The sequence below is a fragment of the Chitinophaga sp. RAB17 genome, from assembly GCF_052114225.1.
In the GTDB taxonomy this organism is placed as follows: Bacteria; Bacteroidota; Bacteroidia; order Chitinophagales; family Chitinophagaceae; genus Chitinophaga.
Map to the genome: position 1 here is coordinate 430,157 of NZ_JBFREI010000006.1, position 17,046 is coordinate 447,202.

Here is a 17,046-nt window from a genome sequence, read left to right on the forward strand (position 1 = left end):
TAATTAGTAACCGGCATTTTGTGTCAGGTTCTTGTTGATATCTCTTTCCTTTTGTGGTACAGGCCAGAGGTAATCCCTCTTATCCTGGAAGGAGCGTTGTTCTACTTTAACGTGTTCTCCGCTAAGGGTAAGTTTGCCATTGGCAGGATCTACGGTGCCTAATTTTGTACCATATACGGTGCCTGATCTAACGGCGCTGCCTATTTTCCAGCGTTGTACATCATACCAGCGCAGACCTTCCAATGCCAGTTCCACTCTGCGTTCACGTCTTACCAGCGTACGCATTTTATCAACAGTGTTGTATACTGTTCGGTCTACCACCGGCATACCCGCACGGGTTCTGATGGCATCCAGTGCATCATATACGGAATTGTCGATCACACCAGATTCGATTTGCGCTTCCGCATAGGTGAGGAGTACTTCCGCATAACGTATCACAATCATATTCAGCCCGGTATTCCACATATCGGTGAAGTCGGACAGGTGAGACGTGAATTTTTTGGGAATGTAACCTGTTTTGGAATTGTTATCGCCGTTGTAATAATCGCCTGAGCTGCTTTCTATTGAGTTGTAGTAAGCACCTTCATACAATTGACCGGGACAAACGATGGTGGCCGTTAAGCGCGGGTCCCTGTTGTTGTACGGATCATTTTCATTGTAGCCGGAGGTTGGATCGTCGATGGTTTTTCCGGTTTTGGTTTCGTAGGCATCTACCAGTGCCTGGGTAGGATCGAGTGAGCCCCAGCCACCAAAGGAAGACGATGGCATGACACCGATGTCTGAATTGGCGTAATCATTTTCCTTGTATTGCACATCCAGGATAACTTCTTTGTTATTTTCATTTTGAATACGGAAAAGGTCCTGGTAGTTATTAAACAGTCCGTATCCTAAGCCCATTATTTTTTTACAATCGGCAATACAGTCTGCATAATTTTTATCATACAATTCTATCCTGGCTTTCAGGGAGAGGGCGGCACCTTGTGTAATACGGCCTACTTCGCTGCCCGTGTAGCTTACCGGTAATACGGCAGCGATAGCAGCCAGCTCGTCTTTTACAAACTTGCGTATCTCGGTAGCGGGTGTTCTCGAAAGGGTATTGGCTACGTCCGCAGTAACGGTATTTTTAACGAAAGGTATGTCCCCATAAAGTTGGGTCATGGTAAAATATTGGTAAGCTCTCAGGAAACGGGCTTCACTTTTATACCTCTCCTTTAACGCACCGTCCATGGGTGTGTTATCTATATTTTCCAGGAACCAGTTGCATTTCTGGATGGTAGTATAACTCCAGCGGCTGGAAGCATTGGTATTGGCGGGTGTAATAGCACCACTGCCATAATCTGTATAGCCTTCCCAGGGATATTGGCTGTACATATTATCACTTGCTGCATCCATATAGATTAAGGCATAATCGCCTTCCCAATCTTTATAGCAACCATTCAGGGCCGCCAGTGCATCTGACTGGGACGTCCATAAAGAGGAGTTGCCGTAAGCAAACGGTGGTTTTCTATCCAGAAAATCTTTTTGACAGGCGGACTGCAGTAAGCCTGTAGCGAGTATTATATATAGAATGTTTTTTTTCATGATGTTAAGTACTTTTCGTTAAAAACTAACATTTACACCAAACGTGTGCACTTTTACCTGTGGGTAGTAATAAATACTGCTTGAAATGGACGCTTCCGGATCTACCCATTTGTACAGGTGATCAAACGTGAGGATATTTTGTCCACTGTAGTAAAAACGTACTTTACTGAGTCCGGCTTTCTTCACAATGCGACCCGGCAAGGTATATCCTATCTGCAGATTTTTGAGGCGCAGATAAGAGCCATCTCTCACCCAGAAAGAGGAAGGTGTGTTACCCGGATCGTTTTCTTTATTGTTATACCAGATGCGCGGGAGAGATGCACCGGTATTATCTGGTGCCCAGGTATCCAGCAATGCAGAAGTAGGTTTACCCGCAGAAGAACTTACACTGCCCAGTTTACCCGCATCGATATAGTTTTTTACGCCAGTAGCTCCCTGCAGGAAAATGGCGATGTCAAAGTTTTTCCAGGCGCCGCCCAGGTTAATGCCAAAAGTTACTTTTGGGAAATAATTACCGAGATATACTTTATCGGCCGTGTTAATGGTATCATTACCATCCTTATCCTTGTACCGGATATCACCCGCGGATGTTTTGTTGGTCTGGAAAGGAGATTTTTTCACCTCATCTGCTGATTGGAAAATACCATCCGCTTCATATCCATATAACGAATACAGAGGATGGCCTACTTGTTGGTACGTATAGCCATCAATTTTAGCACCGGCGTTATGGCGGTCTGTTATTTCATTGTTGATGAAAGCGGCGTTAATAGCTGCGTTGTATTTAAAGTCCCCTTTAGTATCATTATAGCTGAGGGAGAATTCCCAACCCTTGTTTAGCATAGCGCCTGCATTCTGTACAGAAGGCTTCAGTCCATATGGTGCGCCCACCTCTACCGGCAGAAGGATAGCATTGGTAACCTTACGGAAATAATCGGCTGTAAAATTTAATTTTCCGTCTAAGAAACCCGCGTCAAGACCCACACTGGTTTCAGTAGTGGATTCCCATAAGAGATCCGCGTTAGCACCATTAATAGGCGCTATACCGGGGGCAATACTAGCACCAGTACCGCCAAATGTATAGTTCTGGCCACCATTCACCTGCAACACATAAGGATAATAGGGAAAGCCTGGGTTATTGGCATCATCCGGTCCCACCACGATTTGGTTACCCAGTTGACCCCAGGAACCTCTTAGTTTGAGGTAAGACACATACTTCTTTAAAGGCTCAAAGAAATTTTCCCTGTCTATATTCCAACCGGCAGAAAAGGAAGGATATGCTCCCCATCTGTGGTTAGCGGCGAAACGGGAAGAACCATCGTAACGGAGATTGGCTTCAAATAAGTATTTACCGTCGTAATCATAATTTAACCTGCCGAAGTAGGAGCGGAGTGCTAATTCATAAGAATATCCGCTGGTCTTCTGCCCATCCGTAGAGGCCAGGTTTACATCGGTTAGCAGGTTGTTCAGGAAGCCTTTACGATAACCATCATCAAAAGTGTATTTGGTCAGTTCCTGTGAGAAGCCGCCCAATATCTTGAAATTGTGTTTCTGAATGGATTTGGTATAATCCAGTAATGCCTGCTGAGTAACAGTGTTACCAAAGGAGTTTTCATCTGTTACAGAGTTGGGACCCTGGTAAAAGGTAGGTTTCCCGTTAGCATCATAGTACTGTTGGTCGGCAATAAATTTCTTATTGTGTTTTATTTTCATCACGTAGGAAAGTGATGGCTTGAAATGAAGACCGTTGATGATTTCCCAATCTGCGCCCACATTCCCAATCAGGTCGTAATTATTGTATTTGTTTTGACTGTTTCCTTCCAGCCATGCCATAGGGCTACCATCTGCAATGTATCCAAAATAGCCATTGGCGTATTTGTATGGGATGGTGGGAGAAATGCGGTTGATCTGTCTTACAATCTGCGTAAAATCACCGGTATAAGGATTACTCGGTTCTACCTGGTTGCTGTTAGTAAAAGCAATATTGGCATTTACCTTTACCCTGTCTGTAACTTCAGAGGTGATATTCAGTCTGCTGGTATAACGTTTGGCATTTGTTTCTTTTACGATACCATTTTCATCGAACAAACCGAGGGAGAAAGCGTACTGTGTTTTCTCGCTGCCGCCGGATACGCCCAGGTAGTGGTTTTGCTGCAAGCCACTGCCTTTATAGAACAGGCCGAGCCAGTCGGTATTCGGATATTTGTAAGGATCAGAACCATCTTTGAATTTCTGAATTTCCTGATCTGTCCAGCGTACAGGTTTTCCTTCATTCACGAGGGCTTTGTTATACAGGGTAGCTGCCTGCCAGGAAGGTAAGAAATCTGGTAAGCCGGTAGCATTTTGTTTACCTACATATGCGTTATAACTCACCTGTGGCTTTCCTTTTGAACCTTGTTTGGTAGTGATGAGCACCACACCATTGGCGGCGCGGGAGCCATAGATAGAAGAGGACGCCGCATCTTTCAGCACAGACATCGTAGCAATATCATCAGGATTGATATTATTCAGGTTGTTCAGGTTGGTGATAACCCCATCGATTACAATAATCGGATCGGAGTTATTCATGGTACCGATACCCCTGATGCGGATCCTTGCGGCATCACTACCTGGTTGTCCGCTGTTGGCGGATGTAACGGTTACACCTGGCATGGTACCCTGCAGGGCATTACTCAGATTGGTTACCGGCCTGTTGGTGAGTTGCTCGGAGGTGATGGAGGTAACAGCACCAGTGAGATTGGCTTTCTTCTGGATGCCGTAGCCTACTACTATAAATTGTTTTAACGCGCTTACATCGGGAACAAGCGAAATATTGAATTGTTTTTTGCCGGCGATAGGAATTTCCTGGGCAACATATCCCAGGCTGCTGATCACCAATACCGCATTTTCAGGTACGTCTTTCAGCTGGAAAGTACCATCCGGGCCGGAAATGGCTCCTTTCTGGGTGCCTTTCACCATCACAGAAGCGCCGGGAATGGGGGCTCCGGTATCGTCCGTAATTTTTCCTGTAATGATAGCAGGAGGTGGAGCTACTGGCGGGGTAGCTGCCGGTTTTTCGTTTTTGGTAATGAAGATGGTGTTGCCCTGGATTTCAAAACTCAGGGGTTGCTGAACCAGCACCATTTCCATGGCCGCCTGCGGCGAGGCGTTTTTAAGGTCAACCGAAACAGGCTTACTGTTTTTCAGGTCCTCTTTATCATAGAAGAAAACATACCCTGTCTGCTCTTTTATAGCATTGAGTACTTTCTGAAGACTCACCGCTTTGGCGGAGTAGGTGACCGTTTGTGCACTGCTGCTGGCACTTACCTGTAAGGTGGCCACGAGTAGCATGATAGAAGTTAGTCTCATCACTAACAAAATTTTGGTTGAGAGCTCCGCAAACTTCCAATATTTGCGGGTACCGGAATTACAAATAGCCTTAAGTTGCATACTTTTGCAATGTTTGGTTGAATTAATAAATAAAGTTTACCGACTTGTTTGTTGATGAAATTGAACTATAACCGGGGTAGGACGCCAATCTTAATCCCCGGTTTTTTATTCAATATGCGTGGAAATCCACTACTGACAGTTTCAGGTGGTTCATTGTTCCGAATGTTTCATTGTTCATAACTATGGCTGGATAACAATCCGGTTACCATTTTCAATTCTATATCTGATCCTTGTTTTAGATAATCCTTTTAATACCTGCGACAGGGTGAGGTTTCTGCCTATTTCTCCGCTGAATACCCGTTGAGGGATATCGCCTTCATATTTTACTTCCACATTGTACCAGCGCGAAAGCTGACGCATAACAGTAGGAAGGTCTGCATCATTGAAGTTGAAGAAGCCTTCTTTCCACGCCAGCACCTGCGACAGATCTACATGATCCACTATCTGTATGGCCTGGCCATTAGCGTGTACCCTTGCCTGCTGCCCTGGTTTAAGCGTTTGTTGCTGCTGCTGCGCGATGATCTTTACAGCTCCTTCCTGTAAGGTGGTATTGGTACTGGCTTCATCTTTATACGCATTTATATTAAAATGTGTGCCCAACACTTCTATTGTTGTATTGTTAGCCTTCACTACGAAAGGCATTGTTTCATTTTTGGCTACTTCAAAGTAGGCTTCCCCGGTAATGGTGACCATTCTTTCGTGCCCGGTAAATGCAGTAGGGTAGTAGATGGAAGAACCTGCATTTAGCCAAACGGCCGTACCATCCGGTAAAATAAGCTTGTATTGTCCGCCCAGCGGGGTACTCATCGTATTATACAACACCTTGCCGGCGGCAGCTCCTGATTCATCATAAGCCAGTTGACCGTTACTCAGTTTGGTAATACGGGTATTCCCCTGTTGAGCCAATACGCCGTTGCCTGCACTGTCGAGCGGTATCTGGGAACCGTCAGACAGGGTGAGCATAGCCCGGTTGCCACCAGGTGCAACGTCCTTTGCAGGCGCTGTAGCTACTATTGGTGTTGGGTGCGCGGACGTTGATAAATGATAATAATAAGCACCGGATAGGATAAACAGGCCACAGGCGGCAGCCCACCAGTAGCGTTGCAGGAAATGTACCCGCTTTTTAGCCGGTTCAGGCAGTACGAATTTATCGGAATCCAGTATTTCTTTTACGATTGATTGCCAGTAGGGGCGGTCATATTCCGCATCCGTGGCGGCGGCTGATGGCCTGGTGGCATGAAATGCGTCAAGTTGCCGCACCACGTCGCCAGATTCATCATCATTGATGAACTGCAACAGTTCTTTGTACTCTGCCTGCGTGGCTCGCAGCTGCTGTACCTGTTCTAATAGATATTTAAGTCTTTCTGGCGTGGACAACAAGTGAAATTTAGAGTCTTTCTAATTTAGTTGATATCATAGGAAATCTCCTTGTTCAGAAGATCCCCTGCTATATACGTACGGCAACTAAACAAATAGTACCTATCCGATTAAAAAAAAATTAATAAAAAAATAGGATATCCCATCCAATCAGGATGAGCGGAAGCGTAACACCTTTACTGATGAGGTATTCCCGGATGGATTTCAGGGAACGGACCAGTGAATTTTTAACGGTTTGCGGTGACAGTTGCAACTGATCCGCGATGGTTGCAATTTTCAGTCCCTTCTCCCTGCTGAGCAGGTAGATCTTTTGTGCCTGTGGTGGTAACTGGCGAATGGCTTGTTTTACCAGCAGGGATGTTTCGGAAAAAGCAATATTTTCTTCTGTCAGATTGGATTGGTCGCTGCTTTCTCTTATAATGATCTGGCTGGCCTTGTTCCGGACTTCCTGTTTCTGTAACCAGCTGTAACAGCGGTGGTACACCATCTTGAAAATCCAGCTTTGTGGAATCAGCACGTCTGTCAGCTTTTCCCGGCCAAGCCATATGCCCAGGAATATTTCCTGTATAATATCTTTCTCTGGTCCCTCTACCTGTATTACACGTGCAATGACGGGTGTAATCTTTGGTACATACAAATGAAACAATATTTCAAATGCAGTTTCGTCCCCCTGCGCTATTTGGTGGAAAAGTGCAATTTCATCCATTGAATCATTATTCATTCCGTTAGATCCTGCTCTCTTTTTTTAAGATCATCCAATCCGGCAAATCTAAAAATAAAATGCCTGAATGACCTGTTGTTATTGGTAAAGATGCAGTTGCAAGGTACAAAAAAACAAATTGCTGCACGGAGGGCGCTATAAAGTTCCAACGCCTGCGCCGATCGCAGGCGTTTTAAATGGAGGAAGATCAGTTTTTTTATCGCCTGAACCAGTTGAAGTCTGCATGACCACCAGCTGCACGGGTATTGAAATTAAACAATGCAAACCGATTGGCCGTCCAATCCAGCCCCAATCCCATTTTTAATTCATTTCCGATTGGGATGAAGTCTTTACCATTGGTACTATAGGCAAAAGTGGCCACAAATCCCTTTTCTCTGACAAAAGACTTAAACCAGACCTTTGTGCTTTTTAAATTAACCACTGCTATAATGCTGTCGTTGTTTGCCATGATTATTTTCTTCCTGCCGTTGGTTTGCTGAACGGCCACATAGGCATAGGGGAGCTGGAATATGCCCAAGCCGGCGATATCTCCATCTTTCATTCCCTGTACGTCCATTTCCACTGTTCCTTCCGAATATGGGCCTTCTACGCGTTGTGTTAAGGTATTAATAGCCTGCTGCCATGTGGACGCTTTGCCGGCTTTTAAACGAAGATAGCCGGGGCGGTCTGTCAGCGACCATTTGCTGTTATCGGGGTTATGATTCCATTGCCATTGCAGGGCCAATCCGGGGGAATTGAATTCATCGGAGCTGGCAGGCACCGTAATCGGAGCGGTTATACCAGTTACAGGTTTGGGAAAGGTATCTACTCCCATCCCGTTTTTGCCCAGCATGGGCCAGCCATCTACCCATGTAACCGGTTCAAGATTAGGCACCCGCCCTATTGGCCCACGGTCCTGCATAATAATAAACCACCAGGAGCCATCTTTTAATTGTACCATACCACCCTGATGCAATCCATTGCCGGGATAGGTGTGATCATCATGTATCACTACTTTCGATTCATAGGGGCCATAGATACTGTCTGAGCGTAAACAAACTTCACGACCCCTTGTGCCGCCGGTAGAGCCAAGTATGTAATATTTATTATTGATTTTATAAAGATGTGATCCTTCGAGATAAGGGAAGCCGGGATTGTCGTAAATTTTCCGCTGCGGAACTTTTACTGACTTCGCATCGCTGTTTAATTCAGTGATATAAAGTGTTTGTTGCCCATGTGCCACATACACTTTGCCATTATCATCAAAAAAGAGTCCCGGATCATACAGGTACTCGGGGAAGATGGTTCTTGTCCATGGTCCGCTTATACTTTTAGCGGTACAAATAGAAAAATGCCCTTCCTTTCCTTCCATCCTGGGAGTGCAGAAGCCTACATAGAAGGTGCTGTCATGATGGCGGATGGTGGCTGCCCAGGAACCACTGAGGTACATATCTCCACCTTTCATATCATAACGGGCGTCTTCATCATACCTGGAAACGGCGTAACCGGCCATTTCCCAGTTTACCAGATCCCGGGAAACAGCAATGGGACAACCTGGTACATAATGCATGCTGGTGGAAATAAAATAGAATTTATCGTCTACCCGGATAATGTCCGGATCCGGCCAGTCGCCCCACATAAGCGGATTCTTAAAATGCCCGTTACCCAAATCCGGTGTCCAGCTTTTATTGGTTTGTGAGAAGGCGGTAGTGAACCACAGTAGAAGTGTAGATAATAATAAAGTTCCTTTCATCGATCACTGTATTTTTTTCGCGTAACGTTATTTTCTGAGTGCGGCGCTGCCTTTCATCAGCAGTGCAATTTGATATCTATTTGGTGCAAAAATTCCGGAAGGTAGCGAAGCTACTAATATTTTTTAATAAGACTGTTTTACTTCAATGTAACAGTAAGCATGTTTTTGGTGATAGCGTGGCACTTGCATTATTTATGCAAGTTCAAAAGCGTACGAAGGTCAATAGATAATATTTTCAAACCTACAGTTAATTTGACTTATTCAGATGTTATTTTGACGATAGCTACTCTTTCATTTGTATAGCGTAGAACGCTTAATGATCACTTGTATGAACCCCGGATATTAAGAGAAGGGGAGAAGCAATCAGTCCGGTATATTCCGAAAAATGAATTTTGCAGGATGTGATTTTAATCTGACAGCATTAATGAAGAGGTATGCATATTATACATTTTATAGATCACCTTGTTTGTGATTTAGTCCGCATAATTTTGTTGTTCCTATAAAAATTCTTCTCTTGATAAATCGATTGTTTTCCCTTAGCTCATTAAGGAAATATAGCGTGGAGGCTGCCGGCGCTTACATGGAAAAAAATATTCGGGGCAAAATAACATTACTAAAAATCAAAGCAGTTGTTGTTTGAAAAAATATATCGCGTGAACTTCGTCAGCGAGATTTGCCTCACAATTATCGAGGATATTATTGTCACGATTTGTCAACCGATTCAGTTATGAAAACAAAAGTAGAACCACTCCGGTGGCTCTTAGGTGTCTTATGCCTACTGCTGACTACGCAGATTTCATTTGCACAGAACCCGATCAGGATTACAGGAAAAGTTATTGATTCAAAAGATAGGGTGGCCTTGGGAGGAGCCACTATTACCCTTGTTGACAGCAAAAAAAATGCAATAGCTGACAAAGAAGGGCTGTTTGAAATAACAGTGCCTGAAGGTAGCCGCTTGCGCGTTACAATAGTAGGCTATGAACCTGTTATTGTAACTGCCCGGGCCAATCTCATTGTTCCGATGAACGCATCATCCGAAACGCTCAACGATGTAGTGGTGGTGGGATATGGTACACAGAAAAAAGAATTGTTAACCGCTTCGATAGGAACCGTAAAATTTGATGAAGTAAAACGTAATATACCTACTCAGCAACTGGGTAATCTTTTAGCAGGTCAGATAGCAGGTGTGAGTGTTGCCAGCCCGAAGGGAATACCAGGAAACGATCCGGGTATTTCTATTCGTCAACGGACCACCTGGGATAAGAATAAGCAGGATATTCTGTATGTAATTGATGGAAGAATTGCAGGGAGTGATGATTTCAACCGTTTATCGCCAAATGAGGTAGATAACATTACCGTGCTGAAAGATGCAGCTTCTACTGCGGTATATGGTTCAAGAGCTGCTGCTGGAGTTATTGTGGTAACAACACGCAGAGGGAAATCCGGTAAGGCAACCATTGAATATTCTTTTCAGACCGGTGTTGATAAAAGAACCAGGAATAGTGAGTTGATGAGTGCGGTGCAGTATTTTGAATTTCAGAACCGGATAACGCCCAATTCATATAGCCAAACTGTTATTGATAAGTTTAAAACAATTAATGATGGTTGGGGATACGATCAATTAGCTGCTGTATGGCATGACCCATCTACTACTACGCATAATTTAAGTATCACCGGAGGAACGGATAAAATACAATACTTTATTGGCGGTTCAATGAGTAATCAGCAGCTGTTCATAAAAAATTTGAAATGGCAAAATTACAATGTAAGAGCCAATATTAAAGCCCGGATTGCGCAGGGGTTGACGGCGGAAGCGCTCTTATCACTCAATAATAATATTAGAAACTTCCCTTCGGACAATGATTACGATGGTGACGTGTATGCCAAACTAAGGGTATGGCAGCCATATCAACCTGTTTGGACAACTGACGGTCATCCAATTGACTATGGTTGGATTCAGAACATGGGTGCGCAGGCAAGGGGTGATAACGGGTATAAGACTTCGTCTTCCGTTAAGCCAGTGGCCAACTTAAAGCTTAACTACCAAATTCCGGGTGTTAGAGGACTTAGCGTAGCGAGCCAGTTTAGTAAATCGTTTTCCAATCAACGGGAGAAAGCGTTTGTTAAGCAATATGATATGTGGATCATGAAAACAACTGACCAATATATCATTAGTACAGACCCTAAAGATCTTGTGTCGTTGGCAAAATCTTTTCATACCAACAAGTTGTCTGAACGATATGAATGGAGCACCGATTATCAGTTGAACCTACAGGTAAATTATGAAAATACCTTTAAGGACGTGCATCATGTAAAGGCATGGCTGATCTATGAACGCACTGGCAACGATGGTTCCTGGATGAAGGGTACCAGGGAGCGTTTTCCTGTATATATCAGTGATCAATGGGGCTTTACAAGTGGCGACAGAGTGGATTCTTATGTGGAAGGCAACACCGAACAACCGTCCGGAAGAAAATCATATATCGGGCAGTTTTTTTACGATTATGACAGCAAATACCTGGCTTCCTTTGCTTTTCGTTATGATGGTTCTATGCAATTTGCGCCCGATAAACGTTGGGGCCTCTTTCCATCCGGCTCATTGGGCTGGATTATTTCAAAGGAAAATTTTTTCAGGTCAAACAAAATTGACATGCTCAAACTCAGGTTATCTGCCGGCTTAGTAGGTAACGATGGCGTAGGAGGATGGCAATGGCAGGAAGCACACCAGCAGGGCAACAACGCGTTTTTTGGCACAGGAGGAGCAACGGGCGTAGGCATCAAGTACGGCTCACTGGTAAATCCTGATTTAACCTGGGAGAAAACCTTGAATTATAATGCAGGCATTGACGTTAATTTCTTAAAACATTTCAATGCGTCACTGGAATATTTCTTTACAAAAACCTATGACATCCTGGGAGCCCGTATTCAAACAGTACCTCCTACATTTAGCAGACCACTTCCTTTTTCCAATTACGGAGAAATAAGAGCACAGGGGGGAGAGTTAAGCGTAGGATATACAGGACAAACTGGAAATGTCAATTACCATATCAATGCGGTAGCCTCCTATAGCAATGCCATTACTAAAATCAGGGATCAGAATCTTACCCATCCGTATGACGACGTGCTCAATAAAAGCACTAACAATATCGTAACCCGTGTAGCTGAAAAAATAATCAGAACACAGGCCGACCTGGATGCCTGGAATGCAGCCAACCCCAATTATACCTATTATGGCTATAAAGCAGCATTGGGGCAATTGGTGTACAAGGATATTAACGGCCCCAATGGCAAAAAGGATGGTATCATAGACGATTGGGATGCGATTGAATGGAAGAAGAATAACAATCCTATTGGTGTGGGATTAAGTTTTGGCGCATCCTGGAAAGGGCTGAGCCTTGATGTCAGCTTTAATGGTAATTTAAATTATTACCAGTCTATCAATCCCATGACACAAAATGTGGAATGGAACCGGAACTGGGTGAAATGGTCTACCGATAGCTGGACCCCTCAGCATCCCGATGCCTTCTTACCACTTCGTTACTCCTCTAACGATGGAACTAATAAGGTGACCTCGGATAAAAGTACATTCTGGTGGAGAAAAAGTAGTTGGGTGAGGTGCAAGTATATATCACTCGGTTATTCGCTTCCTCAGAACTGGGTAAATAAAGCTGGCCTCGCCGGTGCACGCACTTTTTTCAACGCTTCCAATCCGTTTATCATCAGCAAGTTTAACAAGTTGTATTACGATCCTGAAATTGGTGGACCCAACAGCTTCCCCATTATGCGCACATTCAATTTCGGGGTAAGTGTGACCTATTAATTCAACTTGTTTAAAATAAAAAACTACATTGTTATGAATAGTAAAATTCGTTTCTCCACATACGGCGCAGGATTGTTGTCGGTCATACTGATCTTGTTTGGTCAGGCTTGTAAAAAGGGATTGGATTATGAAAATAAGGATGCCATTGTGCCGGATAAAGTCTGGACTGATGCCAATATGATAAGCGCTTATCTCAACGATATTTATGGTAAGTTAATGCCCGGATGGCCGATCGACGGAACCGATAGTGATGAAGCGATGAATGCCGATGGGCATAACCTTAGCGAAAACCAACGGGGAATTACCACGGTTGAGAATACCCATATGGATTTAGACTATGAGTATATCGACAGGATTAATTACTTCCTGGATAAAATCGCCACTGTATCTAATACAATAGTCAACGAGTCATTGAACAAACGCTATGTCGCAGAAGCCAAATTCTGGCGGGCATGGAAATATTGGGATATGGTGAAACAGGTAGGTGGCATACCGTTGATATTGCATGTGCAGGACCCGTCTGACCTTTCGAAATTATTTGTTCCCCGCAATAAAACCGCTGAATGTGTAGCGCAGATACTGAAAGACCTGGATGAGGCCATTGCTGTTTTACCCGCAGCATATACTGATGCAGGTAAAGATTATGGAAGAATAACTAAAATTGCAGCCATGGCTGTCAAAGGCCGGGTGCTGTTATGGTATGCCAGCCCCTTGTTTAACCCGTCTAACGATAAGGCCCGCTGGCAGGCAGCCTACGATGCCAATAAAGCCGCAAAAGATGCCGGCATTGCTGCCGGTTACGGATTATTTGAGAATTTCAAAAACATCTGGTACCAGGAACGGAACAAGGAGGTGATTATGGTGAACCAATACTTCTATCCGGGACATCCTATAGATTTAACCACCCTGAAAGCTGGTGGCTATAACGAAAATCAGCCCTATCTTCCCATGCTGCTCGGTTTCCCAAAACGTGACGGGTCTCCTATGGACATGGATGTTAGCAAGCTGTCTGATCCCGCTTACAACAGCCAGTTTTTAAAAGATTTCTATTTGAACCGTGACCCTCGTTTTTACGCTACCGTATTTTTCGGCGGAGTTCCGTATGTATGCCCTGACCAAAACGCCAATACATACCGGAAAGGAGAAACCTATTGGTGTGTGTATCGGCATATTTCCGGTAATCCAACCGAAAGGGCCAGTTACAAGAGTGTATTGGTAACCGATTTTAACCGTTCCGGCATACCCGGTTTTGTAGGTTTTTACGACAGGAAAGGATTAGATACAACGGTAGCAGATGAAAACAGCGGCAAAGGACAAACCGATTGGCCCGAAATACGTTTTGCTGAAGTATTGATGAACTATGGTGAATGTGCCAATGAATTAGGTCAAACCTCCGAAGCATTGGATGTATTGCATCAAATTCGTCAGCGGGCAGGTATTATGCCTGGTAACGCCGGTACCTATGGTATCACTGCTGCAACGAAAGCAGAAATACAGCGTGCTTATATGGCAGAACGATTTATTGAGTTTGCATTTGAGGGAAAACGTTCCGGCGATTTAAGACGTTGGAAAAGATATGATCTCCTGAATACGATGGGCACACGTCAATCTATTTACATAGTGCTGCAACCCGATAAAAAAGTAGCCGGCAATGAACTTATTCTCAACGATACCACCAGGGCGAAGTTTTATGCTGCATATATTGCCAGCATTGATGGAGACATTAATCATAAATTCAACTACAACTTAGCGCACTGGTTCCCGGCATTAAATCCGGGCCAGATTTCACAATCGAAAAATGTATTACAACAGAATATTGAATGGGGCGGAAACTTTGATCCGCTGCAGTAAATAGTTGGAAATAAATCACGTTAAAAGAGGCCGGCTGTATTTACCGGCCTCTTTTTATTGTAATGAGGATAGAAGTAAATGCGCCTGCTCCTTCGTGTCTGAAACGGGAGCGAGGGAACTGTATGGAGGGAAGCATAGACTTGCACGGGTTTTTACTTACCTGTTTTTAATATAATAAGGATACCGGCATTAAAAACTATTGCGGATGCAGGTCAGTACTTTTTTTTATAGGGATAAAATAACATGTAAGCCTGCAAATTTTGATGTTGATTTTTCGGGATCACAAGAGGATCTTTGTCTTTTAGGTTAAAAGGAAGCGAATGAGCGCTCAAACGAGTCTTTTCCCGTTTATTTATCAAAGACGGAAAGTAGCTTACACTAATAGGTTTCAATTTTTTTCACATAATTAGCAACTGTCGGACAATAAAGAGGAATTGAAGGGATCATTTTAAAGTTCCACGAAATGCCGGGGGTATTCCTACCCCTGGTTTAAATTTGTTGTGCAATGGGGTAAATATAACATTGATGCTGGTCAATATTGTTGTACTATGGGTGCTGGCTGTAACCTAACTTCATGAAATATATTATTTATGGTTATTCAATAGCCGATTTTCCTTACCGTTTTGAAAATAATTACACTATTATTTATATTGTATTAAATTAGTCTCCATGTACAAAATCTGTTCTTCTTTCTTTTCACTGCTTTTATTGTCTGTAGGTCCTTTGCTGATGGTACAGGCATGTAGTACAGGTAGCCCGGAAAGAGACAGTAAGCCTGAGTTGAAGGAATATGTCTTTGTTGTGAATATTGTGCCTGATTCATTAAAACTGAAAGAGTACCTGGATTATCATGCGCATATATGGCCAGAAGTAGAGGCTGGGTTTAAAAAAGCAGGATATCGGAAAATAACACTTTACCGGCATGGTTATCTTCTTGTAATGACGCTTTCAGTACCTGCAGATGCTAACCTGGATCAGATGGGTAAAATGGCGGAGTCATATGATAAACGTTGTGCAGAGTGGAACAGATTGATGGATGGTTATCAAACGGGGGTAGCAGGGGCGGGGAAAAATGAAAAGTGGGTGGAAGCAGCGCCTTTCTATCGCTTTGTTAAGGATTAACTATACATTGCTGGTATTCGGTTTTAAGAGGTTTTCTTTATCCTCGTATTGTTTCATGAAGTCCCGCGGTGAAAGACCCTTGATTTCCTTGAAATGTTTATTGAAATTTGAAATGTTGTTATATCCGCTGTTGTAGCTGGCCTCAGCTACGTTGTAGTGTCCTTCCAGTAATAATTTCGCAGCGTGTCCTATACGTACTTCTTTTACAAAATCTATCAGGGTTCGGTTGGTGTTACGCTTAAAGAAACGGCAGAATGCAGCTGATGACATGGGAATAAGATCTGCCACTTCCTGCAGGGTGATATCATTCCTGAAATTTTGAAAGATATGGTCGAATACCTTATTTATTTTTTTGGCTTCGCCGGAGTTTTCAACGGTATTGTAGAAAGGGGAAGATAATACGCTTGATGTTTCAGACTGCGACAGGATATCGAGCAGGCGTATCATCAATGCAATCCGGGTAAGTCCGGACACAAAGACCATTTGATGCATGATCATTTTCGCAGTGTGCAATGTACTGCCGGTAAATAAAACTCCTTTGGCTGCTTTCTCAAAAAGTATATTCAACTGTTTGGCTTCTGGTTTTTCCAACAGCTCCTTTCCAAGGAAATTGGGAAAGAAATGGATGACAACTGCCTGTGGAGAAATCAATGGATCGATTAACTGGTAGTACTGCCAGCAGTGAGGAACATAACTGCCCAGCAGTACCAGTTCCGGGCCATTGAAGTCTTCGATATGGTCACCGATAAATCTTTTGCCACTGCAATTTTCCAGCAATGCTATTTCAAAATTAATATGCGACTTTAATGCTGCATATTTTTTTATCTCCAGAATTTCAGATCTGACAGTAAACGATTGGTCGGGTGGGAAAGTAAAATTCTCGTATATATATTGCATAGAATGTGGGCCTTGTTAGGTGGGCTGACTATCCAAATATAGGGAAAAACCACGGAGAAATATGGCTAATCCCAGAGCCGTAATTATTGATTTTATGATCGGCAAAAAAAGTATTTGTAATGGTTAAATTAAGGGTTGTATGCTGCCTCAAAGAAGCTCATCTTTGCACTATTATCGGATTTGTTTTAGGCCGGAATAAATTGATTTTTACAAATGCTGTTTGTATTTAAAAACGGCTGTTGTAGCAACTTATCCAGCCATTTAATGTTCGTATAATAGTGTCTCATAAGCAAATAGGATATTTAACGGAGGAGGTTTTTTAACCTCTTTTTTATAATTCTCGCTGTAAACCCTGGCATCCTTCTGCAGATTAAATCATCCCGCATCAAAAAAACATTGGTAGTAATCAATTAAATAATAGGTTTAAAGCGATCTGTTGTGGTAATTTCGCGTGGAGATAAGATGTCTCTTTGGTAGCTGATCATCAAAGCGATGGATAATATCAGCCATCTCATAAAA

At 43.3% G+C, this 17,046-nt stretch carries 9 protein-coding genes; 3 read left to right on the plus strand and 6 right to left on the minus strand.

Annotated elements, in window-relative coordinates:
• Positions 1-3: 3 nt before the first annotated feature.
• The 5 genes from AB4Z08_RS21405 to AB4Z08_RS21425 form a co-directional block, all read right to left on the minus strand.
• Entirely contained in the window at positions 4-1,581 is a 1,578-nt protein-coding gene (locus tag AB4Z08_RS21405) for a RagB/SusD family nutrient uptake outer membrane protein (RefSeq protein ID WP_441575822.1), read from the minus strand.
• An 18-nt stretch (positions 1,582-1,599) separates the two neighbouring features.
• Positions 1,600-4,926 (minus strand): TonB-dependent receptor, encoded by a 3,327-nt coding sequence (locus AB4Z08_RS21410; RefSeq protein ID WP_441575823.1) that lies wholly within the window; start codon positions 4,924-4,926, stop codon positions 1,600-1,602.
• Between the two features lie 261 nt (positions 4,927-5,187).
• Entirely contained in the window at positions 5,188-6,384 is a 1,197-nt protein-coding gene (locus tag AB4Z08_RS21415; protein WP_441575824.1) for a FecR family protein, read from the minus strand.
• Positions 6,385-6,505: 121 nt separating this feature from the next.
• Entirely contained in the window at positions 6,506-7,090 is a 585-nt protein-coding gene (locus AB4Z08_RS21420; RefSeq protein ID WP_441575825.1) for a sigma-70 family RNA polymerase sigma factor, read from the minus strand.
• A gap of 211 nt (positions 7,091-7,301) precedes the next feature.
• Positions 7,302-8,837, minus strand: a complete 1,536-nt coding sequence (locus AB4Z08_RS21425) for a glycoside hydrolase family 43 protein (RefSeq protein ID WP_441575826.1) — start codon at positions 8,835-8,837, stop codon at positions 7,302-7,304.
• 727 nt (positions 8,838-9,564) lie between these two features.
• Here AB4Z08_RS21425 and AB4Z08_RS21430 point away from each other — a divergent pair.
• The 3 genes from AB4Z08_RS21430 (at position 9,565) to AB4Z08_RS21440 (ending at position 15,630) form a co-directional block, all read left to right on the plus strand.
• Positions 9,565-12,657 (plus strand): SusC/RagA family TonB-linked outer membrane protein, encoded by a 3,093-nt coding sequence (locus AB4Z08_RS21430; RefSeq protein ID WP_441575827.1) that lies wholly within the window; start codon positions 9,565-9,567, stop codon positions 12,655-12,657.
• 33 nt (positions 12,658-12,690) lie between these two features.
• A complete protein-coding gene (locus AB4Z08_RS21435; RefSeq protein WP_441575828.1) occupies positions 12,691-14,508 on the plus strand; it encodes a RagB/SusD family nutrient uptake outer membrane protein in 1,818 nt (605 codons plus the stop codon).
• Between the two features lie 669 nt (positions 14,509-15,177).
• Entirely contained in the window at positions 15,178-15,630 is a 453-nt protein-coding gene (locus tag AB4Z08_RS21440) for an L-rhamnose mutarotase (protein WP_441575829.1), read from the plus strand.
• Here the strand turns inward: AB4Z08_RS21440 and AB4Z08_RS21445 are convergent, their stop codons facing one another.
• Positions 15,631-16,527: an AraC family transcriptional regulator gene (locus AB4Z08_RS21445; protein WP_441575830.1), complete on the minus strand. Its 897-nt coding sequence runs from the start codon at positions 16,525-16,527 to the stop codon at positions 15,631-15,633.
• Positions 16,528-17,046 lie beyond the last annotated feature (519 nt).

Bases quoted from the DNA above. Each gene is read 5' to 3' on its own strand.
- AB4Z08_RS21435 (WP_441575828.1), top strand. From the start codon at position 12,691: ATGAATAGTAAAATTCGTTTCTCCACATACGGCGCAGGATTGTTGTCG.
- AB4Z08_RS21425 (WP_441575826.1), bottom strand. From the start codon at position 8,837: ATGAAAGGAACTTTATTATTATCTACACTTCTACTGTGGTTCACTACC.
- AB4Z08_RS21420 (WP_441575825.1), bottom strand. From the start codon at position 7,090: ATGGATGAAATTGCACTTTTCCACCAAATAGCGCAGGGGGACGAAACT.
- AB4Z08_RS21440 (WP_441575829.1), top strand. From the start codon at position 15,178: ATGTACAAAATCTGTTCTTCTTTCTTTTCACTGCTTTTATTGTCTGTA.
- AB4Z08_RS21410 (WP_441575823.1), bottom strand. From the start codon at position 4,926: ATGAGACTAACTTCTATCATGCTACTCGTGGCCACCTTACAGGTAAGT.
- AB4Z08_RS21445 (WP_441575830.1), bottom strand. From the start codon at position 16,527: ATGCAATATATATACGAGAATTTTACTTTCCCACCCGACCAATCGTTT.
- AB4Z08_RS21430 (WP_441575827.1), top strand. From the start codon at position 9,565: ATGAAAACAAAAGTAGAACCACTCCGGTGGCTCTTAGGTGTCTTATGC.
- AB4Z08_RS21405 (WP_441575822.1), bottom strand. From the start codon at position 1,581: ATGAAAAAAAACATTCTATATATAATACTCGCTACAGGCTTACTGCAG.